Genomic DNA, 24405 nt, shown 5'->3' on the forward strand with positions numbered 1-24405 from the left:
CATTCGCACGTGAAGGACAGCAACCGGCGGCGTGTCCTCGCACGCCAGTCGCCAGCAATGCATCGCTTGGACCATAGGCCGCGATTGCGTCGCCCGCAACCTCGTGCGGCCAGCCGGTCACGTTGCGGCTGGAGAGATTGCGCAAATCGGCAATACTGAAGCGACGATTATTCTCTGGAAGGTAATACCCGACGGGCGATTGATCTGCATGAGGGCGATGCGATTGATGAAAAGGCGCTGAAGGCGCTCATTCGTGCGGCGGTGGTGCTCTCAACACCTCCAGGTGAATCGACCGGTTTGTATCCCTACGTATCCCTCGCGGCCAGAGCTATCTTCGCTTACAAAACCACGGCATCCGCGACACGTACGGGATACACGGCGACGGCCTAATGGGGGCACCACAACGGTAAAAACCGGAGAATTGCCATGTTCCGCATCAATGCTCGTCACACCGCCAGAATGCTTGGCGTCGCTGTTGTCACCACTGCCGCACTCGCTGCGTTCTCCGGCGTGTCTCAGGCCGAAGAAGTGAAAGCCCCTGCAAAAAGCTGGCAGACAGGGATTCATCGCACCGATCTCCTGAAAAAGGATCTCGATGTCGAAGGTCGCGAAGTGATCCAGGTACGGGTTGATTTCGAGCCGGGCGTCGCATCCCCCAACCACTCCCACCCCGGCGTGGAAGTGGCTTACGTCATCGACGGCACGTTCGAATATCAACTGGAAGGGCAAGCCCCGGTAACGCTGAAGGCCGGTGACTCCCTGTACATTCCGGCCGGCACTGCGCATATCGCGAAGAATGTTGGCGCAGCCAAAGCCTCGGAGCTGGCGACTTACATCGTGAAAAAAGGTGAGCCGCTGGTGGTGATCAAACAGTAAGGCCCAGCGTGACCGTCGATAGCGTTATTGACGGTCACGGCATTTCCCGAACATCGCAACAGCCAGTGCAACCACGATCAGCCCCAGCGCTACCGCGAAGGTGACCCGCATCCCGTGGGCCACGGCCTCGGGCTGCGCCAGGGTGATGTCGGCCGCCTGCGAGGCGATTGCGAACACGGCGCCCAACGCCGATGCACCCGTGATCAATCCCAGATTCCGCGACAGATTGAGCATGCCCGAAACAACACCACGCTGGTCTGGCGCAACATCCGACATGACGGTGGTGTTGTTGGCCGTCTGGAACACGGCATAGCCGAGTGTGATGATCACCATCGGCGCAACGTAGCCGCCGATGCCGACTGTCAGCGGCAACACCGACAGCGTGAAGCAACCGATGGCCATAGCAATCAACCCAGCGACCGTCATCCGTTGTGCGCCGAAACGGTCGGCGATCCGGCCGGCGGGCACACCTGTCAACGCCGCGACACACGGCCCGACCGCCAGCACCAGTCCCACCAAAACCGCTTCCAGTCCAAGTCCATGGGCGAGGTAAAACGGCCCGACCACAAGCGTCGCCATCATCACCGTCGCCACCAGTGTGCTCATGGCCAGGCTGGCGCTCAGCACCGGGTTGCGAAACATCGCCAGACGAATCAGCGGGGAGGCGACTCGCGTCTCGATGAACATGAAGAGCCCCACGCCGACCCCCGCCGCCAACAGCAAACCCATATTGAACAGCCCGAAGTGGCCGCGACCGAGGGTCATGGCCAGGGCATACGCCGCCAACGTCAGCGCCAGCACCAGCGTGCCCCAGCTGTCGAAACCGGTGTGCCCGGTTGCTGGCTTCTGGCGGTCGGCGGGCAGATAGCGATAGGCGAGCAGCAACGTCATCAGGCCCAAGGGCACCGTGACAAGAAAGAGCGCCCGCCAACCGAAACCGGCGATCAACAAACCACCGACCGAAGGCCCCATCGCGGTGCCGATCGCCGACATCGTCCCGAGCAAACCCATGGCACTGCCGGTTTTGGCCTTCGCCACCGTCTCGCCGACGAAAGCCATGGTCAGCGCCATCATGATTGCCGCACCAAGCCCTTGCAGGGCCCGGGCGCCAATCAACACCCCCAGTGTCGGCGCACCAGCGCACAGCGCCGAGGCCAGGGTAAACACGCCGATGCCGCCGAGCAGCAGCCGTCGACGACCGACAAGGTCACCGAGACGACCGACGCTGACGATCAGGGTGGTGATCGCCAGCAGATAAGCAATGACGATCCACTGCACTTGCTGAAATGTCGCGTCGAATACTTGCGCCAGCGTTGGCAACCCCACGTTGGCGATGCTGGTGCCGAGCGATGACAGCAGCATCGACAGCGACAGGCTGATCAGCGCCCACCGCACGGAGGGTGTCTGGGGTGCGCTGTCTACGAGGGCAATGGTTGGTTTCATGCTGTCTCTCTTGATCTTTCCACTCCCGAAGCGGAGTTGTCAGAAATCTACGCCGGCGCCTAACATGGCGGAAGGCGCACGGTTTGCACTGTACTCGTGCGTTCAGCGCCATCTCACTCTGCCACGGGGCGATCCATGTCTACTCCCGATTTCAATCTGCTGGTCACCCTCGATGTGCTGCTCGCCGAAGGCAGCGTGGCGCGCGCGGCCAAACGCTTGCGGTTGAGCCCTTCAGCGATGAGTCGGGCGTTGGCGCGGTTGCGTGAAACCACGGGCGACCCGCTGCTGGTCCGGGCCGGGCGTGGGCTCGTCGCTACGCCTCGGGCGCTGGAACTGCGCGAGCGGGTCAGTCAATTGGTGCAGGACGCCGAAGCGGTGTTGCGTCCGGCCGAGCAGCCAGACCTGAAACAACTGGTGCGCACGTTCACGTTGCGCACCAGTGAGGGATTTGTGGAGAACTTCGGCGCGCCGCTCATTGCCCGCCTCGCCGAACAAGCTCCCGGCGTGCGCCTGCGCTTCATGCACAAACCCGACAAGGACAGCACGTCGCTGCGTGACGGCACTGTCGATCTGGAAACCGGTGTGGTGGGGAAGGCCGCCGGGCCGGAGCTGCGCACCCAGGGTTTGTTTCGCGACCGTTTCATCGGCGTGGTGCGCGAGGGGCACCCGCTGAGCCAGGGCGAGATCACCCCGGAACGTTTTGCGGCGGGCGGCCACATCAGTGTTTCGCGGCGGGGGCTCGACAAGGGGCCAGTCGATGAAGGGCTGGCAACGCTGCAACTGGAACGGCAGATCGTGACCATCGTTGCCGGTTTCTCGACCGCGTTGGCGCTCGCCCGCGCCTCTGACCTGATCGCCACCGTGCCCGAGCGTCACACCGAAAGCCTGCGGGCGGGCATGCACAGTTTTGCGCTGCCGTTTTCCATGCCGGAGTTCACCGTGGCGATGCTCTGGCATCCGCGACTGGATGCCGATCCGGTGCATCGCTGGCTACGAGGGTGTGTCCGTGAGGTCTGTGGGCAATAGCGTCGTGGCAACGCGCAGGAAATAGCCGCGACCACGGTGTTGCGTGTCTTGATGAACGAGTTTTCCTGCAAGATCCGCACGGGCGGGCCGAGGGACGCAGACGCGGATCTGGATTTGCCGATCTGGGCGGGTGTGTTGCCGATCAAGTTGGCACCGCTGTCACCGGTGCCGGAGGGCGCTTGTAGGGTCGAGCCGGCCTATGTCACTGAATGGCGTTGACCGGCCAGCCTCAAAAAGTGAACGAACGAGCCGAATGCTGAGCCAGTTCGGCATCCAGCAGGTGTTCGGTCAGCACATCATTCAAGAAGCGGAACTGATCGTTGAGCCCGACCACTTCGTTGCTGAAGTGGTTGGCGGCGGCCGGCATCAGCAGCGCTTCGAAATTCTTGTCGAACACCAGCGACAGCACTTTGCGCGAGACGACCTGCTGCGAGTAGTAGTTGTTGCCGAACACCGGGAAGCTCACGGCAAGGGTGACGGTGTGGATCATGATGTGCGCTCCTCGGTCAGGACGTACCACGAAAAAACGGTCAGCGTGAAGGCTGTCAGGGCCAGGCAGGTAAGCAGGTGGATCAACATGGTTTGGCCCTCCGGTTCGGGGCTTTTGTGTGGGGTTGAGGTTGATCCTACGCTGACGGATTTTGAGCGGAAGGCATTCGCGGCGATGGTGAATATCGACGGAAGTGATGGTCGGGGTTTGTGGTGATCTTGAGGGCCCCATCGCAGGCAAGCCCGCTCCCCCAGGATCAGCGTCGTTCAAAAATTTGCGCCTCACCACCGAACACTGTGGGAGCGGGCTTGCCCGCGAAGAGGCCCTCAGCAACACCATCAACCTCAAACCGGGCACCCACCACCGCCTATACTCAAATCAGGGTGTTTTAACCCCCGGATATCCTGTTCGGGGGAAGACTGTAGGACATGCGATCTTGAACCTGCGTTCGCTGATCGTCGCCGTGCTGCTGGTGTTGGCGGGATGCGTCATGCCTGCGCGCGCGCCGGCGCCAGCGCCGCCAGTGATCATTTCCCCGATCACCTGGCAGCAGGTCGATCGGGACATCGTCGCGGCGTCCCAGTCCGCCACCGAACAGGCAAGAATCTACTCGCGTGGCGCCATGGATTACTGGCGCACCCGGGTCTATCAACTCACCGAGGAAAACTTCATTCCCTGGTTCAGTAGCTATTGGACCCAGGAATGGCTGTCGATGAAAGTCAGCTGGTACACCCTCAGCGCCAAGGGCGAGCAGGATGCCTCGGTCAAGCGCCTGGCGACCTATCTGCTGGAGCAATACCAGAAACGCGTGCTGGCCCCGGTCGCGGTCGAGATTGATCCCGACCAGATCCTTGGCCTGGCAACGGCGTTCTACGTGGACATTCTTCAGGAAGAGCTACAGAAAATATCCCAGCGCCACGGCGTGCCGATGGCGCAACTCAACGGCCGCATCCAGAAAATCCCGGCCATCGCCCTGGGGCCGCCCCCCGCGCGTGACGCTTCGCTGTACCAGGTCGTGCAAACCCAACCGCTGAACACACTGCCGGCCTACGCGGCGCTGATTGACAAGATCCACAAGGCCGGCGGTGACAAGGGCGTTGATTCGACCGACACCGCCATGGCGCCCGTGGCCAAGCGCGCCAGTAAGCGAATGGAAGCTGAAATGGTCCCGCGCGGTGCCGCCAGTGCCGTGGCCGCGGCGGCGGGAAAACTCGCCGGGGGCTTGATTACCGTGGGCGTGGCGGGAATTCGCGCGTTGATTCAGGCCAGTGATCGGCCGGACAGCGAGGCGCTGATTCGCAGCAGCCTGGGCAACACATTCGACAAGGCCTGGATGAAAATGGTGCAGAACCCGACCACCGGTGTGATGGCGGGGACGTTGTACATGGCCAGTCAGATCGAGGGCAATCTGGCGGGGAGTGGCGAAGTACCGTCGGTCAGTTCGGGCAGCGGCGCTGTCGATTGGAGTCCGCCCCAACCGACTAACCCGCAGATCGACCCATAACCCAAGGAGAAACGACCATGTCCTACGTTGATGGCTTCCTCGCAGCCGTACCCACCGCCAATCGCGAAAAATTCAAGAAACACGCCGAAACCGCCGCAGCCATTTTCAAGGAAAGCGGCGCTCTGAGCCTCGCCGAGTGCTGGGGTGACGATGTGCCTGACGGCAAGGTGACGTCGTTTCCGATGGCGGTGAAACTCAAGGAAGACGAAACCGTCGTGTTTTCCTGGATCATCTGGCCGGACAAGGCGACCCGCGACGCCGGGATGGAAAAACTCATGAACGATCCGCGGATGCAGCCGGACGTCAATCCGATGCCGTTCGATGGTCAGCGCCTGGTGTTCGGCGGTTTTGAAATGATTGTGAAGGCTTGAATCTCAACCACGGGATCACTCCGACGCCGGGGTGATCCTGCAACTTTTTCGATGACGGATCTCGCTGTCCGTCGGTCGCTCCCTGACGAACTCGAAACGCGGCTCACCTTCGCTATAGTGAACCAGCCAGCCCCATTCCAGCTCTGACTCATCCTGACCCGGTTGCGGTGGCATGGCCCACCATGGCTCTTTGCTGATGATCTCTCGCATGGCCCCCTCCCGTAGATTCGGTTGGTTCAACTATAACGTGCATGTCAGGAGGTGCCAGGCGTGAGCGACGAAACCCCGGAGCCGGTCAAACGGCTGTTTTTCGCATTGGCTTGCCCGCCCGAGCAACGCAAGGCCATTGCCCAGTGGCGCAGCGCCCTTGGGTTGCGCACAGGACGCCCGGTGCCGGCGGAGAACTTTCACCTGACGCTGCTGTTTTTGGGCGCGGTGGAGGTGGCACAGATTGCACACATCTGCACGGCGGCAGCCAAGGTGCGTGTGCCGGGCACGGCGTTGCGGGTGGCGCTGGATCGGCTGGATGTCTGGCGCAGGGCAGGGGTGCTGGTCCTCGCGCCGGAGCAAGCGCCGCCGGAGTTGTTGCGGCTGGTGTATGCGCTGGAGCAGGCGGTGTTGCCGTTCGGTTTTGAAGAGGCGCCGAAGGAGTTCCGGCCACACCTGACGTTGATGCGTGACTATCGGGCGCCGGTGCCTGAATCGGCGACGCCGCCGGAGTTTTTTCTGCGGGCGGACCGGTTTGTGTTGTTCGAATCCCACAAGGGCCGTTATCGGGCGCTGGCCGAATGGCCGCTGGTTCCGGCATAAAAAAAGCGCCCGAGGAGGGCGCCAAATTCACCTGAACCGAGGAAGCCAGGTGAGGCCGTTCGTCAGAGAGGAGTGCAGCGGTGGTAAGGCGCTGCGTGAACGGAAAGCGGTAAGCGGCCAGCATCTATGTTGAATGTGATGGCCTCATCGCGGGCAAGCCCGCTCCCACAGGGATCGGCGTCGTACATAAATGGGTATTCACTACCGACCACTGTGGGAGCGGGCTTGCCCGCGATGGCGATTTCGGATTCAGCGACTATTTCCCGAGCTTTACCCGCGTCCAGCCGCGCGTCATCACCCGCTGAACCCCAATCGGCATGTCCGGAATCGCATACAACGTCGCCATCACGGCCAACGGCGGATACGACCCCGGATCATTGCGAATCGCTTCATCCACCAATGGCGTCGCCGCTGCGTTGGCGTTGCTGTAGCCGATGTTGTTGGTGATCTCGGCGATGATGTCCGGGCGCATCAGGAAGTTCATGAACAGGTAGGCGTTCTCGACGTTCGCCGCATCCCGCGGGATGGCGACCATGTCGTAGAAACTGCCGGCGCCTTCTTTCGGAATGCTGTAGTCGATCTTCACCTTGTCGCCCGCTTCCTGTGCGCGGGCCTTGGCTTGCAACACGTCGCCGGAGTAACCGACCGCCACGCAGATGTTGCCGTTGGCCAGGTCGGAGATGTACTTCGACGAATGGAAGTACGCCACGGACGGCCGGATCTTCATGAACAGCGCTTCCGCTTCGGCGATCTGCGCTTTGTCCTGCGAGTTCACCGGGTAGCCCAGATAGTGCAGGGCCGCGGGCAGCATCTCGGTGGGGGAATCCAGGAAACTGATGCCGCAGGCTTTCAGTTTTTCCGCGTTTTCCGGTTTGAACAGCAAGTCCCAGGAGTTGGTCGGGGCGTTGGCGCCGAGCACTTCCCTGACCTTCTGCGGGTTGAAACCAATGCCGATCGAACCCCACATGTACGGGAAGGCGTGACCGTTATCCGGGTCACTGGCAGAAGCATTTTTCAGCAGCACCGGGTTGAGGTTTTTCCAGTTCGGCAGCTTCGACTTGTCCAGTTCCTGATACACGCCGGCCTTGATCTGCTTGGCCAGGAAACTGTTGGACGGCACGACGATGTCGTAGCCGGATTTGCCCGCGAGCAGGCGTGCCTCAAGGGTTTCATTGCTGTCGAACACATCGTAGGTCACGCGGATGCCGGTCTCGTCTTCGAACTTCTTGACGGTGTCCGGCGCGATGTAATCCGACCAGTTGTAGACGCGCAGAACCTTGTCATTGGCCTGGGCAACCGTGGTGATCGCGCCCAATAAGGACAGTGTCAGCAGAGTCCTGCCAAACATTTTCATCGGTACAACTCCATTTCTTTTTTTATTCAAAATCACACAGCAAAACTGCAGCGAACATAAAACCTGTGCAGCAAACCCAAAACCTCCCCAGTAGACACAGAACCTGTGGAGTAAACACAAAACCTGTGGCGAGGGGATTTATCCCCGTTGGGTCGCGGAGCGGCCCCAAAACCTGAAACCGAGGTGTATCAGGTTCACCGAGTACACATGTTTACGACTGCTTCGCAGCCGAACGGTGATAAATCCCCTCTCTACAGGTTTTGTGTTCACTGCACAGGTCTTGTGTTCAATTACCTCTTCAACCACGACACTAAACCGTCGCTTCCACCATCTGCTTTTTCGGTTGCTGCCACGATTCGCTGGCGGTCTGGTCCATCGCTTCCTGGATCGCCCGTTTACGGGAGGCCTCGGCGCGGCGGCTGAAGTACCAGACCATGAACGTCACGATCGAAACGGCGAGCAGAATCAGGCTGGCCACGGCGTTGATCTCAGGCTTCACGCCAAGACGCACCGCCGAGAACACTTCCATCGGCAGGGTCGTCGAGCCCGGGCCGGAGACGAAGCTCGCCAACACCAGATCGTCGAGCGACAGGGCAAACGACATCATGCCGCCGGCCGCCAGTGACGGCGCGATCATCGGAATGGTGATCAGGAAAAACACCTTGAACGGCTTCGCCCCGAGGTCCATGGCCGCTTCTTCGATGGACAGGTCCAGCTCGCGAAGGCGGGCGGAAACGACCACCGCGACATAAGCGGCGCAGAACGTGGTGTGAGCGATCCAGATGGTGACGATGCCACGCTCCTTCGGCCAGCCGATCAGCTGCGCCATGGCCACGAACAGCAGCAACAACGACAGACCGGTGATCACTTCCGGCATCACCAACGGCGCGGTCACCAGACCGCCAAACAGCGTACGACCCTTGAAACGCGTCACGCGAGTCAGCACAAACGCTGCCAGTGTGCCCAACGCTACCGCCGCAATCGCGGTGTAGCAGGCGATTTCCAGCGAGCGCACCACCGAGCCCATCAGTTGGGTGTTGTCGAGCAAACCGGCGTACCACTTCAACGACCAGCCGCCCCACACCGTCACCAGTTTCGAGGCGTTGAACGAGTAGATGACCAGAATCAGCATCGGCAGGTAGATAAACGACAGGCCGAAAATCAGCATGAACTTTGAAAATCCGAAGCGTTTCATCCTCGTGCCTCCATCTCTTTGGCCTGACTACGGTTGAACAACAGGATCGGCACAATCAGGATCAACAGCATCACCACCGCCAGGGCAGACGCCACCGGCCAGTCACGGTTGTTGAAGAACTCTTGCCACAGCACCCGACCGATCATCAGGGTTTCCGGGCCGCCCAGCAGTTCCGGAATCACGAACTCACCGACCACCGGAATGAACACCAGCATGCAACCGGCGATGATCCCGTTCTTGGCCAGCGGCACGGTGATTTTCCAGAAATTGTTGAAGTTGCTCGAACCCAGGTCCGAAGCCGCTTCCAGCAAGCTCTGATCGTGCTTGACCAGGTTGGCGTACAACGGCAACACCATGAACGGCAGGTAGGCGTAAACCACGCCGATGTACACGGCCGTGTTGGTGTTGAGGATCTCGATCGGGTGATCGGTCAGCCCGGTCCACATCAAAAACCCGTTGAGCAAGCCGTTGTTGCTGAGGATGCCCATCCACGCATACACGCGGATCAGGATCGCGGTCCAGGTCGGCATCATGATCAACAGCAGCAAGACGTTTTGCGCTTCCTTGCTCGCTTTGGTGATCGCGTAGGCCATCGGAAAGCCGATCACCAGGCACATCAGCGTGCTGAAAAACGCGACCTTCAACGAGCCGAAGTAAGCCGAGATGTACAGCTCGTCTTCGGTCAGCAGCAGGTAGTTGCCGACGTTGAGGAACAGCTGGAATTTCTGTTCGGCGAAGGTGTAGATCTCGGAGTAAGGAGGAATGGCCAGCGCCGCTTCCGAGAAGCTGATCTTCATCACCAGGAAGAACGGCAACAGGAAAAACAGGCACAGCCACAGGAACGGAATCCCGATGACGAGCTTTCGACCACTCGGCATCAGCCGCATGAACCGCTGATTGAGTGTTTTCATGAGCGCAGTACCACGCCGCTGTCGTCTTCCCACCACACGTAGACCTTGTCGTTCCAGGTCGGACGCGCGCCACGGCGTTCGGCGTTGGCCATGAACGACTGCACGACTTTGCCGCCGGGCAATTCGACGTAGAACACCGAGTGACCACCGAGATAGGCGATGTCATGCACCTTGCCCTGGGACCAGTTGTAGCGGCTTTCGGGCTGGGTGGTGCTGACCAGCATTTTCTCGGGACGGATCGCGTAGGTGATCGACTTGTCCTGCACCGACGTGCTGACGCCGTGACCGACGTAGATCTTCTGTTCCAGATCCTTGCTGTGAATGATCGCGTGACCTTCGAGGTCTTCCACGACCGTGCCTTCGAAGGCGTTCGAGTTGCCGATGAATTCGCAGACCATGCGGCTCACCGGGGCTTCATAAATGTCGACCGGGCTGCCGATCTGGGCGATCCAGCCCAGGTGCATGATCGCGATGCGCTCGGCCATGGTCATGGCCTCTTCCTGGTCGTGGGTCACCATCACGCAGGTCACACCGACTCGCTCGATGATTTCCACCAGTTCCAGCTGCATCTGCGAGCGCAGTTTTTTATCCAGAGCGCCCATCGGTTCGTCGAGCAGCAACAGCTTAGGACGCTTGGCCAGGGAGCGGGCGAGGGCCACACGCTGACGCTGACCGCCGGACAACTGATGGGGTTTGCGTTTGGCGTATTGAGTCATGTGCACCAGGCGCAGCATCTCTTCCACACGGGCGTCGATTTCGCTGGCGGGCAAACGGTCCTGCTTGAGGCCGAAGGCAATGTTCTGCGCGACGGTCATGTGCGGGAACAGGGCGTACGACTGGAACATCATGTTGATCGGCCGTTCGTACGGCGGCATGTCGGTGATGTCCACGCCATCGAGCAGAATCCGCCCTTCGGTCGGGCGCTCGAAGCCGGCGAGCATGCGCAGCAGCGTCGATTTGCCGGAACCGGAACCGCCGAGCAGGGCGAAGATTTCCCCTTGATGAATCTCAAGCGAGACATCGTCCACCGCAGTGGTTTCGTCGAATTTCTTGGTGACGCGGTCGACTTTCACCAGCACCTTTTTCGGTGACGGGTGACCTTCAAGAGCCTTCCTGTAAATGCTGGAGGCGTTTGCCATGTGAAACTCCCAACAGGTTTCAGTCGTCGGGCCAACGCGGCCTGACTTAAGAGTTGATTGCACGCCCTGGGCTGTACGACGCCAGTCAATTCAACGGTGATCCCCTGTGGGAGCTAGCTGTGGCGAGGGGATTTATCCCCGTTGGGTGGCGAAGCCGCCCCAAAATCTTGGGCCTGCTTCGCAGTCCAGCGGGGATAAATCCCCTCGCCACAGTTCGGTCCCACAGGGGGAATTGCGTTTGATTCACTGGCATCGCCCGGCCTGGGCTTATTCGGCGCCGCCGTCCTGGCTGCCTGGGTCGTACTTGTTGTTATTGCAGTGTGTTGTTTTCGCGAGTCACGGACGTGCAAAGGCACGCCCGCCAAACTCGCGGGGGCAGTCAATTGGTTGTTTGGGTCAGCGGGTTTTACGCAGCGCGGCCCGTCGCCGGCATGCATCGCCGAACGCCTGGAAAATTTTCAAATAGGGCGGATTCGACAGCACCTGCCATTCCGGATGCCACTGCACACCGACGGCAAACGTCGGGCTGTGGTCCACCGAAATCGCCTCGATCAGACCGTCCGGCGCAATCGCTTCGGCGCGCAGGCCGGGCGCGAGGCGGTCGATGCCCTGGCTGTGAATTGAATTGACCCTGAACTCGGCCGGCAGCTCCAGTGCTTCGAACACACCTCCCGGTTGCACCGTCACCGCATGTGCCGGGGCATATTGCACCGCCAGCTCGGGACTGTCCGCTTCGCGGTGATCGAGCATGCCCGGCAGTTCATGCACCTTCTGGTGCAGGCTGCCGCCGAACGCCACGTTCATTTCCTGGAAGCCGCGGCAGATGCCGAGCACCGGAACGCCCGCCGCAATGGCTGCACGCAATAAAGGAAGGGTCGTGGCGTCCCGCGCCGGATCGTGATCCGTGCCGGGAGCGCTGGCCGGGCCTTGATAGTGGAAAGGCTCCACATTCGACGGCGAGCCGGTCAGCAACAGACCATCAAGGTGCGCGAGCACATCCTCGATTTCGGTCAGTTCGCCTAAGGAAGGAATGACCACAGGCAGCCCCAAAGCCGCGACGCTGACAGCACGCAAGTACTTGTCACCGCTGATGTGGTAGGGGTGCAGGCCAATCTGTTTGACGCACGCTGTAACACCGATCAATGGCTTGAATGCCATTTTTATCACCTCGAAGTTTCACACTTGAACGAGCTTTTCCGGAGCTTAGCCTTGTTGATTTTAATTAACAACTCTCATGTAAAAAATTCTAAACGCCGCACGTCCGATCGCTAGTCTTTGCGTGGGGTTCAAGGCTCATTTGGCACTATCGTGCCCATAAAAGGCCCGAAAATAAAGGATGAGAGGCTGGGTGTTCGCTATTGACTTCACTTTGCCGTTCGGGTTGACTGGGCTCGCAACAAGGTAGTGAACATAATAATTAACAGCTAATAGGTGCATCATGTCGGTCCCTCTGCGTACCGTTCAACTCAACGAAGCAAACGCATTCCTTAAGAAATATCCTGAGGTTTTGTACGTCGACCTTCTGATTGCGGATATGAACGGTGTGGTGCGCGGCAAGCGCATCGAACGCACCAGTCTTCATAAGGTTTACGAAAAAGGCATCAACCTCCCGGCGTCTCTGTTTGCCCTGGACATCAACGGTTCTACGGTGGAAAGCACCGGCCTGGGTCTGGACATCGGTGACTCGGATCGAATCTGCTACCCCATCCCGGGCACCCTGAGCATTGAGCCGTGGCAGAAGCGCCCAACCGCGCAATTGCTGATGACCATGCACGAACTCGAAGGTCAGCCGTTCTTCGCCGATCCGCGTGAAGTGCTGGCGAATGTGGTGCGCAAATTCGACGAGATGGGCCTTACCATCTGCGCGGCATTCGAGCTGGAGTTCTACCTGATCGACCAGGACAACGTGAACGGTCGGCCGCAGTCGCCGCGTTCGCCGGTATCGGGCAAACGTCCGGTGTCGACTCAGGTGTACCTGATCGACGATCTCGACGAATACGTCGATTGCCTGCAAGACATCCTCGAAGGCGCGAAAGAGCAGGGCATTCCTGCCGACGCCATCGTCAAGGAAAGCGCCCCGGCGCAATTCGAAGTGAACCTGCATCACGTCAATGACCCGATCAAGGCCTGCGACTACGCGGTGTTGCTCAAGCGTCTGGTGAAGAACATCGCCTACGACCACGAGATGGACACCACGTTTATGGCCAAGCCGTATCCGGGCCAGGCGGGCAACGGTTTGCACGTGCACATTTCGATTCTCGACAAAGAAGGCAACAACATCTTTGCCAGCGAGGATCCCGAGCAGAACGCCGCGCTGCGACACGCGATCGGCGGTGTGCTCGAGACCCTGCCGGCGCAGATGGCGTTCCTCTGCCCGAACGTCAACTCGTACCGCCGTTTCGGCGCGCAGTTCTACGTGCCGAACTCGCCGAGCTGGGGCATCGACAACCGCACTGTTGCGGTACGTGTGCCAACCGGTTCGCCGGACTCGGTGCGCATCGAACACCGCGTCGCCGGTGCGGATGCCAACCCGTACCTGCTGATGGCTTCGGTACTGGCCGGTATTCACCACGGCCTGACCAACCAGATCGAACCGGGTGCTCCGGTGGAAGGCAACAGCTACGAGCAAAACGAACAAAGCCTGCCGAACAACCTGCGCGATGCACTGCGCGAGCTGGACGACAGCGAAGTCATGGCCAAATACATCGACCCGCTGTACATCGACGTGTTCGTGGCGTGCAAGGAAAGCGAGCTGGCCGAGTTCGAGAACTCCATCTCGGACCTTGAGTACAACTGGTACCTGCACACCGTTTGATTGTTCCAAGTGGTGTTCGCATTTTCTGCGTACACCACCCATCAAATGTGGGAGCGGGCTTGCTCGCGAAAGCGGTGGATCAGTCAGCACTGATGTTGCCTGACACACCGCTTTCGCGAGCAAGCCCGCTCCCACAGGGACCGCATTTCAATTTTGAATTGATGGGCATTCACCCAACGACCACCTATTCCTCTGCGTCGAGTCACAACCATGACAAACACTCGCAGCGACTGGGAACAACGCTTCCAGTCCCTGACCATCGAAAGCCGCGCCTTCATCGATGGCCAATACCGCGCCGCACTCAGCGGTGACACCTTCGAATGCATCAGCCCGGTCGACGGTCGCTTCCTGGCCAACGTCGCCAGCACCGACGAAGCCGATGCCAACGAAGCCGTGGCCGTCGCGCGCCGCACCTTCGAATCCGGCATCTGGGCGCGGTTGGCGCCAGTGGAGCGCAAGCGCATCCTGATCCGCTTCGCCGACCTGATCCTGGCCAACCAGCAAGAACTCGCCCTGCTCGAAACCCTCGACATGGGCAAACCGATCAGCGACTCGATGAATGTCGACATCCCGGCGACCGCCAACGCGATCCGCTGGAGCGCCGAAGCCATCGACAAGATCTACGACGAAGTCGCCGCCACCCCGCACGACCAACTCGGCCTCATCACCCGAGAACCTGCCGGTGTCGTCGCCGCCATCGTGCCGTGGAACTTCCCGTTGATCATGGCCAGCTGGAAGTTCGCCCCGGCCCTCGCAGCGGGCAACTCGTTCATCCTGAAGCCTTCGGAAAAGTCGCCACTGACCGCGATCCGCATCGCTCAACTGGCGCTGGACGCCGGCATTCCGAAAGGCGTGTTCAACGTCCTGCCGGGCTACGGCCACACCGTCGGCAAGGCGCTGGCGTTGCACATGGACGTCGACGTGCTGGCCTTCACCGGCTCGACCGCGATTGCCAAGCAACTGCTGATCTACGCCGGCCAAAGCAACATGAAACGCGTCTGGCTCGAAGCAGGGGGGAAGAGCCCGAACGTGGTGTTCGCCGACGCGCCGGACCTGCGCGCGGCCGCGCAAGCAGCGGCCAGCGGGATTGCCTTCAACCAGGGCGAAGTCTGCACCGCCGGTTCGCGATTGCTGGTGGAGCGCTCGATTCGCGAGCAATTCATTCCGCTGCTGGTGGAAGCGCTGCAAGCCTGGAAACCGGGACATGCGCTGGACCCGGAAACCACCGTCGGCGCGGTCGTTGATCAGCGTCAACTGGACAACGTGCTGCGCTACATCCAGGTCGGCAAAGACCAGGGCGCGCAACTGATCGCGGGCGGCAGCCGCACCCTCGAAGCCACCGGTGGCCTGTACGTGGAACCGGCGATTTTCGACGGCGTGACCAACGCCATGACCATCGCCCGTGAAGAAATCTTCGGCCCGGTGCTGTCGCTGATCACCTTCGATACCGAGGAAGAGGCCCTGGCCATCGCCAACGACAGCATCTTCGGCCTGGCCGCCGGCGTCTGGACCAGCAACCTGAGCAAGGCCCACACCTTCGCCCGCGGCTTGCGCGCCGGCAGCGTCTGGGTCAACCAGTACGACGGCGGCGACATGACCGCGCCGTTCGGCGGGTACAAGCAGTCGGGTAACGGTCGGGACAAATCGCTGCACGCGTTCGACAAATACACCGAACTCAAAGCGACCTGGATCAAGCTCTGACACTTCTACAACGGCGGTCGCCAGCACGTGCTGGCGGCCATCGGAGAAACGTATGAAACAAACGACACATGTAAACAGCTACTACGCCGCCACCCGCAACTTCACTGGCGATTTCCCGGTGCTGGAACAAGCAGTGGACTGCGACGTCTGCATCATCGGCGCCGGCTACACCGGTCTGTCCTCGGCGCTGTTCCTCGCCGAAGCCGGCTACAGCGTGACCGTGCTCGAAGCCGCCAAAGTCGGTTTCGGCGCCAGCGGTCGCAACGGCGGCCAACTGGTCAACTCCTACAGCCGCGACGTCGATGTCATCGAAGAACGCTACGGTGACAAGACCGCCGAAGTGCTTGGCAGCATGATCTTCGAAGGCGCCGACATCATTCGTCAGCGCATACAGCACTACGACATCCAGTGCGACTACAAGCCGGGCGGCATCTTCGCCGCGCTGAACAAAAAGCAACTCAAAGGCCTGGCCGAGCAGAAAAGCAGCTGGGAACGCTACGGCAACAAGAACCTGAAAATGCTCGACGCCGCCGACATCAAGCGCGAAGTCGGTTGCGACAATTACGTCGGCGGCCTGCTCGACATGCAGGGCGGCCACATCCATCCGCTGAACCTGGCCCTCGGCGAAGCCTCGGCCATCATCGGCCTGGGCGGCAAAATCTACGAACAATCGGCGGCGGTGGAAATCACCTACGGCGAACCGATCACCGTGCGCACCGCCAAAGGCCTGGTCCGCGCCAAATACCTGCTGATCGCCGGCAACGCCTACCTGCCGCAGGGCCTCGACAATCGCGTGACCAGCAAAAGCATGCCGTGCGGCTCGCAAATCGTCGTCACCGAACCGTTGTCCGAGAAGGTTGCGCGCAGCCTGATCAAAAACAACTACTGCGTCGAAGACTGCAACTACCTGCTCGACTACTACCGCCTCACCGCCGACAACCGCCTGCTCTACGGCGGTGGCGTGGTCTATGGCGCCCGTGAACCGGACGACATCGAGCAACTGATCAAACCGAAAATCCTCAAGACCTTCCCGCAACTGAAGGACGTGAAGATCGACTACCGCTGGACCGGCAACTTCCTGCTGACCATGTCCCGCATGCCGCAGTTCGGCCGCATCGAAAAGAATGCCTACTACATGCAAGGCTACAGCGGCCACGGCGTCACCTGCTCACACCTGGCCGGCAAACTCATCTCGGAAATGATCCGCGGCGACGCCGAACGCTTCGACGCGTTCGCATCCTTGCCGCACATGCCAATGATTGGCGGCCGCACCTTCCAGGCCCCACTCACCGCCATGGGCGCCGCGTACTACGCGCTGCGCGATCGGTTCGGTATCTAAGCCCAACGCAAATACCTGTAGGAGCAGAGATTGCTCGCGAAGACGGCAGCACATTCAACATTAATGTCGCCTGACACATCGCCTTCGCGAGCAAGCTCAGCTCCTACATTGGATCCATGGCAGGCACAAAATGTACGTGCAGCAGAGGTCAAAAACTGTGGGAGCGAGCCTGCTCGCGATGACGCCATCCGGTTCACCATCAATGCCAACTGACCCACCACCATCACCAATAACCATGCGCCTACAGCAACACCACCAAACGTGATTTAATACCCGCCTTTCACAATTCCGGGACAGGGAAGCGGTACTTTCGCGGCCAAAAGTCGCCCGCCATCCACCCCCATAACCCTTAAGTATTTCTCGCATAAGGCTGTCATGGACACGGGCTCACGACTCAAACTAGTACGCGAAAGCTACAAACTCTCCCAGCGCGAGCTGGCCCGGCGTAGCGGCGTCACCAATGCCACCATCTCCCTGATCGAACAGAATCGCGTCAGTCCTTCCGTCAGCTCCCTGAAAAAACTGCTCGAAGGCATTCCCATGTCTTTGGCGGATTTCTTTACCTTCGATCAGCCGCCGCGTGAGCATCAATACGTGTTCCGCGCCAATGAACAGCCGGATCTTGGGCGTCATGGGCTGCGGTTGCTGTTGATTGGCGCTTCGGTGCCGAGCCGGCAGATGCGTTTGTTGCGCGAGCAATACGCGCCGGGGGCGAGTTCGGGGGAAGAACCGATTGTGCATTCGGAAGGGGAGGAGTGTGGGCTGGTTACGCGGGGGACGGTTGAGTTGACGGTTGATGGGCAGATTAGTGTGTTGAATGCCGGGGATGGCTACTACTTCCCGACAACGCTGCCGCACAAGTTTCGCAATATTGGCCAGGATGAAGCGGAAATCATCAGCGCCAACACTCCGGCAAATTTCTGATTCCTCCGGAATTTGAATGCAATCCCAGAATGGATCGTGTGCGTATGGATGCTCGAACGTTTCGCTACTACCTTTGGGCATGGCCGATGGTCTTTGCCAGTTCAGGTTTTTACTCCTTGATAGTGGTAGCGGGGCTGAAGCAGATTTTTGGTGTGGGTGACGCGTATCTCAAGGCGGTGGGACTTGCCTCTTTCGTGGTCTTTTGCATTTTCGGCGTGTGTTACCTGGCGCCGAGGTTGAAACGGATTGAGTTCGGCGAAGAGGAGCGGTACACGAGTGTGTGGGGTTCGAGGATAGGGATTATCGTCGGGGCTTCGATTGGGACCGTTCTCAGTGTTCCGGTCATTGATAAAATCGGGTTTTTGAGTGACCTGCCGCGGTGGCTCGCGGTGAGTACGTTGTTTGTTGTCTTCGCAATGGCGGTCTTTGTTTTCAGCCACTATGTCTGGAAGCCCGGTCGCAGACATTGATTAGCCGTGACCGTACACACTCTGCCAAGTAAATGGACTTAACCTCATGACCACGCCACGCATCCGCCCCCTTGCACTCTGTGTCTTCCACCACGATGGCAAGATACTGGTCAACGAAGCTCGCGACCCCATCACTGAACAGCCATTCTTTCGTCCGATCGGTGGCGGTATCGAATTCGGCGAAACCAGTGCACAAGCCGTCGTGCGAGAGGTGCAGGAAGAGCTCGGTTTGCCCATCACCGATGTTTGCTTGCTTGGCACTCTTGAAAGCCTCTTTATGTATAACGGCACACCAGGGCACGAAATCGTGCAGGTCTACGATGCGAGGTTTGTGGATGCCAGCGTCTATGCGTTGCCGTATTTGAACGGTCAAGAAAGCGATGGCGCAGCTTTCGTCGCGAAGTGGCTTCCGTGGGCAGGTTTTACTGAGGACGCGCCGCTGGTTCCTGATGGGCTTCACGAATTGCTAAAGAAAGTCGCAATATCGGGTTGATGTCCGTTACCAACTACCTCGGACAATCAGCATAAGGCGTTATCGGAACTATAAAAAATCCGATGCCCATTCAGGCATCGGATTTTTGTCATTCGCTCACGGGCTTGCAATGAAGTTTGGCTGACTGGGGTGGCAGATCCATTTGAATAAATAGATCTGCCACCCTTTTTTGTCGAAACTGGCAACAACGAGACGGTTCAGGCTGGGACAGGTTTGGTAGCAGCTTTGGACGTCGGTTTGCCAGCAGTAGGCCGGGCCGCGGATTTTCCTGGCGCAGGTCAGGGCTTGCCTGGGGCTGCGACTGGCGCCGCTATCGGGCGTACGGTGAGTTCCAGACCACTCGCTGTCATCAGCTTCCTGATTGTCTCAAAGCGCGTTTTCGTTCCGCCTTTAAGCACCTTATAAAGGCTTTCGCGGTTGACCCCTGCTGCCTGGGCGACTTTGTTTACGCCAATAGCTTTTGCAACCTCACCCAGCGCATGAACCAGCGCCGTGTCACCTGCCTTCATGCTTTCAGCAATGTAAGCAGCCATTATTTCCGGGCTGTCGAGGAAGCGGGAGGCTTCGTGACGTGGTGGTTGCGCGAGTATCGACAATGCGAATGTGCGCAATGAGTGTGAGAGCTATAAACGTTGAATCAGCTAAAAGAGTGATAGATCTATTTGAGTTAATTAGACCTGTCACCCTTTTTTTCAAATTTAGTTCCTCGGTATGCATTATGAAGCGAGAAGAGAAGGTTTAAAGATGGCATAAGGGGATTTGAGAGGTTTTTATCAAATGTGCGTAAGCCCTACCTCCTTCCAGAACGCCTTGCCGCCGTTAGGTCCATCAAAGTGCGTTAGTATTGCTAGTCTAATTAATTGAGGGGGCCAGCTACGACGGATAAAAAAAGTATATCTATAGTCATGCCACGTGCCATCCTGCCACATAGCATCTGGTGAAGGAAGATAATGTGAAAAGCCTCCATGCATGACTTTAATACCTAGATTGGCTCTATAATAAGAGCCATGAGGGCCAGACATGCAGTACTCGGTGGTTTGAATATACACATTTGTGTCGGTGTATCCATAATGGCCTTTCATATGCGATTCAAATCTTATATCAGTTTCACCTCTTGCGTGCATCCAAAAATCGCTCCAGATGATATTTTCTATACCATCAGATAGGCCTTCTTGACCGTCATTATGTGAGCCGTCTTGCAATTGTTTTTCTGGATCAATTGGTTGGTTCATGTGATCACCAGTCGAGGATTTTGTTGGTTATTAGTGCTTTATTTGTCGGTATCTGCGAGCTTTAAAATTAATCCACAACCATAATAGGTACCGAAAATGGATTGATCTACTGTCATAACTGACAGGTTTATAGTTTGATTTCGACTGGCCTGATACGTCTATGCAAACCTTTGGTTATATTTCCTTTTTTATGCCCTAATCACCGGTCGAGCATTCTGGTGGGGGTCGGGATCTTTAGGGAAAAAAGCGCTTACTAACAGGGGGTATAAAACAGTATTCCTTATTTTGATCTTTATTCTTTGTGCCTTTTAAACCAATGTCCCGGTAAATCGGGTCATTGGTTTCTTCGTTTGAACAGGTAGTGTTCCCGGTCACCTTGGCGACACTATTGTTGTGGGTGGTCACGATTCTTTATTGGACGCTTTCGCGTTTGATGTGACAAGGCTGAATGCCACTGTTTCGGGCTTGTCACGGTGATTAGGGGTGTGTGAAGACCACTTAGGAGTGGGGTGCAGGTTTTGGGGCCACTTCGTAGCCATACGGGGATAAATCCCCTCACCATAAAGGGTGAATTCCTACGAAATGATGTTCGCCGTACCTGCAATGCAGAGACGGGCCATGGCGGGTGTAACAGCATCGATAACCATGACCAGTGCTTATTGTGCGAAGCCAAAACGGTAGCGGTGGTTGCGCGAGTATCGACAATGCGAATGTGCGCAATGAGTGTGAGAGCTATAAACGTTAAATCAGCTAAAAGGGTGATAAATCTGTTTGAGTTAATTAGACCTGTCACCCTTTTTTCAGATTTAGTTCCTCGGTATGCATTATGAAGCGAGAAGAGAAGGTTTAAAGATGGCATAAGGGGACTTGAGAGGTTTTTATCAAATGTGCGTAAGCCCTACCTCCTTCCAGAACGCCTTGCCGCCGTTAGGTCCATCAAAGTGCGTTAGTATTGCTAGTCTAATTAATTGAGGGGACCAGCTACGACGGCACCAAAAATAATGTTCATAGTTATGCCACGCGCGATTCTGCCACATGGCATCTGGTGAAGGAAGATAAAATGAATAGCTTCCATGCATGACTTTAATACCTAGATTGGCTCTATAATAAGAGCCATGAGGGCCAAGCATGCAGTACTCGGTGGTTTGAATATACACATTTGTGTCGTTGTATCCATAACGGCCTTTCATATGCGATTCAAATCTTATATCAGTTTCACCTCTTGCGTGCATCCAAAAATCGCTCCAGATGATATTTTCTATACCATCAGATAGGCCTTCTTGACCGTCATTATGTGAGCCGTCTTGCAATTGTTTTTCTGGATCAATTGGTTGGTTCATGTGATCACCAGTCGAGGATTTTGTTGGTTATTAGTGCTTTATTTGTCGGTATCTGCGAGCTTTAAAATTAATCCACAACCATAATAGGTACCGAAAATGGATTGATCTACTGTCATAACTGACAGGTTTATAGTTTGATTTCGACTGGCCTGATACGTCTATGCAAACCTTTGGTTATATTTCCTTTTTTATGCCCTAATCACCGGTCGAGCATTCTGGTGGGGGTCGGGATCTTTAGGGAAAAAAGCGCTTACTAACAGGGGGTATAAAACAGTATTCCTTATTTTGATTTTTATTCTTTGTGCCTTTTAAACAGGCAGTGTTCCCCGGTCACTTTGGCGACACTATTGTTGTGGGTTGGTCACGATTCTTTATTGGACGTTTCAAACCCACGCTGCTCAATCACCCGGAACACATCCCCTACATCCCGGAGCAGGATCAAGGCGATGTTGGTGACGGTGTTGATGTCGTTTTCGGCGTAGTCCGGCAGGCTGGTGCAGGCCATGAGGTTGAGGTATTTGAGGACGGCGTTGAGGCGTTCGCTGACGCAGTTGTGCAGTTCGCGGATGGGGGCGTCGCTGTCGATGAGGAGGACGGGGTAGTCGGTGGCGAATTGGGACATGGGGGTGAAGCGGTGCGGCGGATGCTGAGTGTTCATGGATGTAGTCCGGAAAAGATGAATCAAAATTGCCATTACTGGTTCACCGACGAAGGTCGGCTACGCGGGTCTGGCGGTCTTTGGTGTCTCCTCTTTTGGGCTGCGAATCCCGGTCACCGACAATGGCGGCGACGGAGGAAACTATAAGCGGCGATTTTGATGCTCACAACCGGGCTGTAGGACGCTTTCGCGGTTGTTGCGGCAAGGCTGAATGCCACTGTTTTAGGGCTTCTCGCGGTACTTCGGGCCGTGTGGAGGGCCTTGGGAAATGGTGTGCAGGGTTTGGGGCCGCTTCGCAGCCCAACGGGGATAAATCCCCTCACCACAAAGGGGGAATTCCTACACGTATTTCGGACGTCAGGTTTGAAAGTCGAGTGGCTAGAAATGACAAAGCCCCAATCATTGGGGCTTTGTCATTTCAAACTGTGGTGTTTTCCAATCGCTATCGCGGATCCCCCGACATCATTGTCTAGCCTGCGGCGAATGCGGATTGGGATCGGTGTGTTTCGGGCCGGCCACTGCCCACGCGATCAATCCGAACAGCGGCACAAACACGATCACCACCATCCATACGAGTTTGTTGCTGGATTTGCCTTCGGCTTTGCGCACTTTGTTGATTGCCCATAGCTCAACCAGCACAAGAATGGCGGCGAGTACGATCCAGATGGTTTCGGTTTGCATAGATTGCCCTCCTGATGGTCTTTCAGTTAGGTGGGCAGGGGGCAGTGGGGTTCATTTAATTTTGAGGTTTTATGGAGGAGGCAGGCGGACGCACGTTCGCGCCCGTCTGTGATTCCTCCCTGCCGCTTGGCCAATCACTTCGCCTTCCCAGAGGGCATCCCGACACGTCCAGGCTGGCTCAACTCTTCACCTCCTGGTTCCTGCCGTAGACATCTTCCAGACGCTTGATATCGTCCTCGCCCAGGTAGCTGCCGGTCTGCACTTCGATGACTTCCAACGGGATTTTTCCGGGGTTGGCCAAGCGATGTACCGAGGCGATCGGGAGGTAGGTGGACTGGTTTTCAGTGAGCAGGAAGACTTTGTCGTTGCACGTCACCTGGGCGGTGCCGGAGACCACGATCCAGTGTTCGGCGCGGTGGTGATGCATTTGCAGGGACAGTTGCGCGCCGGGTTTCACGGTGATGTGCTTGACCTGGTGGCGGATGCCGTTGTCCACCGAATGGTAGCTGCCCCAGGGACGATACACCGCGCAGTTGTTCTGGGTTTCCGAGCGGTGTTGGGCGTCGAGCGCATTCACCAGTTTTTTCACGTCTTGCACGGTGTCGCGGTGCGCGACCATCAGTGCATCCTCGGTTTCTATCACGACCAGATTGTCCACCCCGAGCAGGGTCACCAGCTTGCTATTGCCATGCACGTAGCAACTGCGGCTGTTGTAGCTGATGACATCGCCCTTGAGCACATTTCCATCGGCGTCCTTGTCGTGCACATCCCACAGCGAAGACCAGCAACCGACATCACTCCAGCCAGCGCTGAGCGGGACAACCCAGGCGCGGTTGGTGTGCTCCATCACCGCATAGTCGATGGAGTTGTCCGGGCAGCATTCGAAGGTGGCCCGATCGATGCTGGTCACGCCCTCGCTGCAGCGGCTGCGTTCCAGGGCCAGCACGCAGTTCTCGTAAATGTCCGGTTCGTGCGTGCGCAGCTCGTCGAGGTAGCGGCTGGCACGGAACAGGAACATGCCGCTGTTCCAGAAGTATTCGCCGGAGCGGACAAATTCGGCGGCGGTTTGCGCGTCGGGTTTCTCGATGAATTTTTCGACCTTGAACGCATTGGCGCCCGCATCACCGCAGTCGGCCTTGATATACCCGAAGCCGGTTTCCGGACGCATCGCCGGAATGCCGAACAGCACGAGGTTGCCTTTCAGCGCTTCTTCCTGCGCGTTTTTCAGTGTGGCACCCAAGGCGGTAACGTCGCTGATCACATGGTCGGCCGGCAGGACCAGCATGAGTTCGTCGCGGCCCTCGGCAATCAGCTTGAGGGCCGCCAGCGCCACGGCCGGTGCGGTGTTGCGGCCGAAGGGTTCGAGCAGGATCGCTTGCGGCGTGCAGCCGATGGCGGCGAGTTGTTCATTGACGATAAAGCGGTGTTCCTCGTTACAGACCACGATCGGCTTGCCGATGCCATCGAACGACAGGCGCTGCAGGGTTTGCTGGAACAGCGATCCTTCGCCGGCCAGACTCAGGAACTGCTTGGGAAACAACTTGCGCGACAGCGGCCACAACCGCGAACCGCTGCCGCCGGACAGAATGACTGGAATCATTTCTCTTACCTCCCGCACCTTCATCACTCGATA

Annotated in this window: 25 protein-coding genes and 2 pseudogenes; 13 read left to right on the plus strand and 14 right to left on the minus strand. The window is 58.0% G+C overall.

The window, feature by feature from the left end:
* Positions 1-171: 171 nt before the first annotated feature.
* Positions 172-276, plus strand: a pseudogene (locus tag J2Y86_RS00640) (DUF1801 domain-containing protein); the annotation flags it as partial.
* Positions 277-426: 150 nt separating this feature from the next.
* Positions 427-876 (plus strand): cupin domain-containing protein, encoded by a 450-nt coding sequence (locus J2Y86_RS00645; protein ID WP_253427314.1) that lies wholly within the window; start codon positions 427-429, stop codon positions 874-876.
* Positions 877-900: 24 nt separating this feature from the next.
* Here J2Y86_RS00645 and J2Y86_RS00650 read toward each other — a convergent pair whose 3' ends face one another.
* Complete coding sequence (locus J2Y86_RS00650; protein ID WP_253427316.1) at positions 901-2319, minus strand: MFS transporter; 1419 nt, start codon at positions 2317-2319, stop codon at positions 901-903.
* Between the two features lie 135 nt (positions 2320-2454).
* Here J2Y86_RS00650 and J2Y86_RS00655 point away from each other — a divergent pair, with 135 nt between their 5' ends.
* On the plus strand, positions 2455-3345 hold the full coding sequence (locus tag J2Y86_RS00655; protein ID WP_253427318.1) for a LysR family transcriptional regulator: 891 nt from the start codon (positions 2455-2457) through the stop codon (positions 3343-3345).
* A gap of 51 nt (positions 3346-3396) precedes the next feature.
* On the plus strand, positions 3397-3564 hold the full coding sequence (locus J2Y86_RS00660) for a hypothetical protein (protein ID WP_253427320.1): 168 nt from the start codon (positions 3397-3399) through the stop codon (positions 3562-3564).
* A 10-nt stretch (positions 3565-3574) separates the two neighbouring features.
* Here J2Y86_RS00660 and J2Y86_RS00665 read toward each other — a convergent pair whose 3' ends face one another.
* On the minus strand, positions 3575-3835 hold the full coding sequence (locus tag J2Y86_RS00665; RefSeq protein WP_253427321.1) for a hypothetical protein: 261 nt from the start codon (positions 3833-3835) through the stop codon (positions 3575-3577).
* Between the two features lie 436 nt (positions 3836-4271).
* Between J2Y86_RS00665 and J2Y86_RS00670 the strand changes: the two genes are divergently transcribed.
* Positions 4272-5339 (plus strand): hypothetical protein, encoded by a 1068-nt coding sequence (locus tag J2Y86_RS00670; protein ID WP_253427323.1) that lies wholly within the window; start codon positions 4272-4274, stop codon positions 5337-5339.
* Between the two features lie 17 nt (positions 5340-5356).
* Positions 5357-5710: a DUF1428 domain-containing protein gene (locus J2Y86_RS00675; protein WP_214384220.1), complete on the plus strand. Its 354-nt coding sequence runs from the start codon at positions 5357-5359 to the stop codon at positions 5708-5710.
* 15 nt (positions 5711-5725) lie between these two features.
* Here J2Y86_RS00675 and J2Y86_RS00680 read toward each other — a convergent pair whose 3' ends face one another.
* The gene (locus J2Y86_RS00680; RefSeq protein ID WP_253427325.1) at positions 5726-5920 is read right to left on the minus strand and encodes a hypothetical protein; all 195 of its coding nucleotides are present in this window, start codon (positions 5918-5920) and stop codon (positions 5726-5728) included.
* Between the two features lie 60 nt (positions 5921-5980).
* On the opposite strand from J2Y86_RS00680, the gene thpR reads away from it, so the two are divergent.
* Positions 5981-6520, plus strand: a complete 540-nt coding sequence (thpR, locus tag J2Y86_RS00685) for an RNA 2',3'-cyclic phosphodiesterase (protein ID WP_253427327.1) — start codon at positions 5981-5983, stop codon at positions 6518-6520.
* A gap of 256 nt (positions 6521-6776) precedes the next feature.
* Here the strand turns inward: thpR and J2Y86_RS00690 are convergent, their stop codons facing one another.
* The 5 genes from J2Y86_RS00690 to J2Y86_RS00710 all read right to left on the minus strand — a co-directional run bounded on the left by J2Y86_RS00690 (position 6777) and on the right by J2Y86_RS00710 (position 12277).
* A complete protein-coding gene (locus tag J2Y86_RS00690) occupies positions 6777-7874 on the minus strand; it encodes a polyamine ABC transporter substrate-binding protein (RefSeq protein WP_253427329.1) in 1098 nt (365 codons plus the stop codon).
* 310 nt (positions 7875-8184) lie between these two features.
* Positions 8185-9069, minus strand: a complete 885-nt coding sequence (locus J2Y86_RS00695) for an ABC transporter permease subunit (protein WP_253427331.1) — start codon at positions 9067-9069, stop codon at positions 8185-8187.
* On the minus strand, positions 9066-9947 hold the full coding sequence (locus J2Y86_RS00700; RefSeq protein ID WP_253440054.1) for an ABC transporter permease subunit: 882 nt from the start codon (positions 9945-9947) through the stop codon (positions 9066-9068). Before J2Y86_RS00700 ends, J2Y86_RS00695 begins: the two co-directional genes overlap by 4 nt.
* A gap of 29 nt (positions 9948-9976) precedes the next feature.
* Positions 9977-11119 carry an ABC transporter ATP-binding protein gene (locus J2Y86_RS00705; RefSeq protein WP_253427333.1) on the minus strand — a complete coding sequence of 381 codons (1143 nt, stop codon included), beginning with the start codon at positions 11117-11119 and terminating at the stop codon, positions 9977-9979.
* 396 nt (positions 11120-11515) lie between these two features.
* The gene (locus J2Y86_RS00710) at positions 11516-12277 is read right to left on the minus strand and encodes a gamma-glutamyl-gamma-aminobutyrate hydrolase family protein (RefSeq protein WP_253427335.1); all 762 of its coding nucleotides are present in this window, start codon (positions 12275-12277) and stop codon (positions 11516-11518) included.
* 280 nt (positions 12278-12557) lie between these two features.
* On the opposite strand from J2Y86_RS00710, the gene J2Y86_RS00715 reads away from it, so the two are divergent.
* From J2Y86_RS00715 to J2Y86_RS00740, 6 genes are all read left to right on the plus strand, one after another.
* Positions 12558-13934 carry a glutamine synthetase family protein gene (locus J2Y86_RS00715; RefSeq protein WP_253427337.1) on the plus strand — a complete coding sequence of 459 codons (1377 nt, stop codon included), beginning with the start codon at positions 12558-12560 and terminating at the stop codon, positions 13932-13934.
* Between the two features lie 210 nt (positions 13935-14144).
* A complete protein-coding gene (locus J2Y86_RS00720) occupies positions 14145-15635 on the plus strand; it encodes an aldehyde dehydrogenase (protein WP_253427339.1) in 1491 nt (496 codons plus the stop codon).
* A gap of 52 nt (positions 15636-15687) precedes the next feature.
* Positions 15688-16974 (plus strand): NAD(P)/FAD-dependent oxidoreductase, encoded by a 1287-nt coding sequence (locus J2Y86_RS00725; RefSeq protein WP_017338195.1) that lies wholly within the window; start codon positions 15688-15690, stop codon positions 16972-16974.
* 375 nt (positions 16975-17349) lie between these two features.
* Positions 17350-17898 carry a cupin domain-containing protein gene (locus tag J2Y86_RS00730; protein WP_007946335.1) on the plus strand — a complete coding sequence of 183 codons (549 nt, stop codon included), beginning with the start codon at positions 17350-17352 and terminating at the stop codon, positions 17896-17898.
* A gap of 44 nt (positions 17899-17942) precedes the next feature.
* Entirely contained in the window at positions 17943-18368 is a 426-nt protein-coding gene (locus J2Y86_RS00735) for a hypothetical protein (protein WP_253427341.1), read from the plus strand.
* A 46-nt stretch (positions 18369-18414) separates the two neighbouring features.
* Entirely contained in the window at positions 18415-18861 is a 447-nt protein-coding gene (locus J2Y86_RS00740) for an NUDIX hydrolase (protein ID WP_253427343.1), read from the plus strand.
* A gap of 278 nt (positions 18862-19139) precedes the next feature.
* Here the strand turns inward: J2Y86_RS00740 and J2Y86_RS00745 are convergent.
* The 6 genes and pseudogenes from J2Y86_RS00745 to J2Y86_RS00770 form a co-directional block, all read right to left on the minus strand.
* Positions 19140-19433 (minus strand): annotated as a pseudogene (locus J2Y86_RS00745) (addiction module antidote protein); the annotation flags it as partial.
* A 201-nt stretch (positions 19434-19634) separates the two neighbouring features.
* On the minus strand, positions 19635-20093 hold the full coding sequence (locus J2Y86_RS00750; RefSeq protein ID WP_253427347.1) for a hypothetical protein: 459 nt from the start codon (positions 20091-20093) through the stop codon (positions 19635-19637).
* 881 nt (positions 20094-20974) lie between these two features.
* A complete protein-coding gene (locus J2Y86_RS00755; RefSeq protein WP_253427349.1) occupies positions 20975-21433 on the minus strand; it encodes a hypothetical protein in 459 nt (152 codons plus the stop codon).
* A 361-nt stretch (positions 21434-21794) separates the two neighbouring features.
* Positions 21795-22091 (minus strand): fructose-bisphosphate aldolase, encoded by a 297-nt coding sequence (locus tag J2Y86_RS00760; RefSeq protein WP_253427351.1) that lies wholly within the window; start codon positions 22089-22091, stop codon positions 21795-21797.
* A 462-nt stretch (positions 22092-22553) separates the two neighbouring features.
* On the minus strand, positions 22554-22772 hold the full coding sequence (locus J2Y86_RS00765) for a PLD nuclease N-terminal domain-containing protein (protein WP_253427353.1): 219 nt from the start codon (positions 22770-22772) through the stop codon (positions 22554-22556).
* 178 nt (positions 22773-22950) lie between these two features.
* Positions 22951-24372: a mannose-1-phosphate guanylyltransferase/mannose-6-phosphate isomerase gene (locus J2Y86_RS00770; RefSeq protein WP_253427355.1), complete on the minus strand. Its 1422-nt coding sequence runs from the start codon at positions 24370-24372 to the stop codon at positions 22951-22953.
* Positions 24373-24405: the final 33 nt, after the last annotated feature.

This window comes from Pseudomonas migulae (genome assembly GCF_024169315.1).
Lineage (GTDB): Bacteria > Pseudomonadota > Gammaproteobacteria > Pseudomonadales > Pseudomonadaceae > Aquipseudomonas > Aquipseudomonas migulae_B.

What these genes read in the sequence shown, in the direction of transcription:
- J2Y86_RS00710 (WP_253427335.1), bottom strand. Translation starts at nt 12,277, where the DNA reads ATGGCATTCAAGCCATTGATCGGTGTTACAGCGTGCGTCAAACAGATT.
- J2Y86_RS00660 (WP_253427320.1), top strand. Translation starts at nt 3,397, where the DNA reads ATGAACGAGTTTTCCTGCAAGATCCGCACGGGCGGGCCGAGGGACGCA.
- J2Y86_RS00650 (WP_253427316.1), bottom strand. Translation starts at nt 2,319, where the DNA reads ATGAAACCAACCATTGCCCTCGTAGACAGCGCACCCCAGACACCCTCC.
- J2Y86_RS00730 (WP_007946335.1), top strand. Translation starts at nt 17,350, where the DNA reads ATGGACACGGGCTCACGACTCAAACTAGTACGCGAAAGCTACAAACTC.
- J2Y86_RS00700 (WP_253440054.1), bottom strand. Translation starts at nt 9,947, where the DNA reads ATGCCGAGTGGTCGAAAGCTCGTCATCGGGATTCCGTTCCTGTGGCTG.
- J2Y86_RS00735 (WP_253427341.1), top strand. Translation starts at nt 17,943, where the DNA reads ATGGATGCTCGAACGTTTCGCTACTACCTTTGGGCATGGCCGATGGTC.
- J2Y86_RS00755 (WP_253427349.1), bottom strand. Translation starts at nt 21,433, where the DNA reads ATGAACCAACCAATTGATCCAGAAAAACAATTGCAAGACGGCTCACAT.
- J2Y86_RS00715 (WP_253427337.1), top strand. Translation starts at nt 12,558, where the DNA reads ATGTCGGTCCCTCTGCGTACCGTTCAACTCAACGAAGCAAACGCATTC.
- J2Y86_RS00645 (WP_253427314.1), top strand. Translation starts at nt 427, where the DNA reads ATGTTCCGCATCAATGCTCGTCACACCGCCAGAATGCTTGGCGTCGCT.
- J2Y86_RS00690 (WP_253427329.1), bottom strand. Translation starts at nt 7,874, where the DNA reads ATGAAAATGTTTGGCAGGACTCTGCTGACACTGTCCTTATTGGGCGCG.
- J2Y86_RS00655 (WP_253427318.1), top strand. Translation starts at nt 2,455, where the DNA reads ATGTCTACTCCCGATTTCAATCTGCTGGTCACCCTCGATGTGCTGCTC.
- J2Y86_RS00725 (WP_017338195.1), top strand. Translation starts at nt 15,688, where the DNA reads ATGAAACAAACGACACATGTAAACAGCTACTACGCCGCCACCCGCAAC.
- J2Y86_RS00720 (WP_253427339.1), top strand. Translation starts at nt 14,145, where the DNA reads ATGACAAACACTCGCAGCGACTGGGAACAACGCTTCCAGTCCCTGACC.
- J2Y86_RS00740 (WP_253427343.1), top strand. Translation starts at nt 18,415, where the DNA reads ATGACCACGCCACGCATCCGCCCCCTTGCACTCTGTGTCTTCCACCAC.
- J2Y86_RS00770 (WP_253427355.1), bottom strand. Translation starts at nt 24,372, where the DNA reads ATGATTCCAGTCATTCTGTCCGGCGGCAGCGGTTCGCGGTTGTGGCCG.
- J2Y86_RS00750 (WP_253427347.1), bottom strand. Translation starts at nt 20,093, where the DNA reads ATGAACCAACCAATTGATCCAGAAAAACAATTGCAAGACGGCTCACAT.
- J2Y86_RS00760 (WP_253427351.1), bottom strand. Translation starts at nt 22,091, where the DNA reads ATGAACACTCAGCATCCGCCGCACCGCTTCACCCCCATGTCCCAATTC.
- J2Y86_RS00680 (WP_253427325.1), bottom strand. Translation starts at nt 5,920, where the DNA reads ATGCGAGAGATCATCAGCAAAGAGCCATGGTGGGCCATGCCACCGCAA.
- J2Y86_RS00695 (WP_253427331.1), bottom strand. Translation starts at nt 9,069, where the DNA reads ATGAAACGCTTCGGATTTTCAAAGTTCATGCTGATTTTCGGCCTGTCG.
- J2Y86_RS00765 (WP_253427353.1), bottom strand. Translation starts at nt 22,772, where the DNA reads ATGCAAACCGAAACCATCTGGATCGTACTCGCCGCCATTCTTGTGCTG.
- J2Y86_RS00665 (WP_253427321.1), bottom strand. Translation starts at nt 3,835, where the DNA reads ATGATCCACACCGTCACCCTTGCCGTGAGCTTCCCGGTGTTCGGCAAC.
- J2Y86_RS00675 (WP_214384220.1), top strand. Translation starts at nt 5,357, where the DNA reads ATGTCCTACGTTGATGGCTTCCTCGCAGCCGTACCCACCGCCAATCGC.
- J2Y86_RS00705 (WP_253427333.1), bottom strand. Translation starts at nt 11,119, where the DNA reads ATGGCAAACGCCTCCAGCATTTACAGGAAGGCTCTTGAAGGTCACCCG.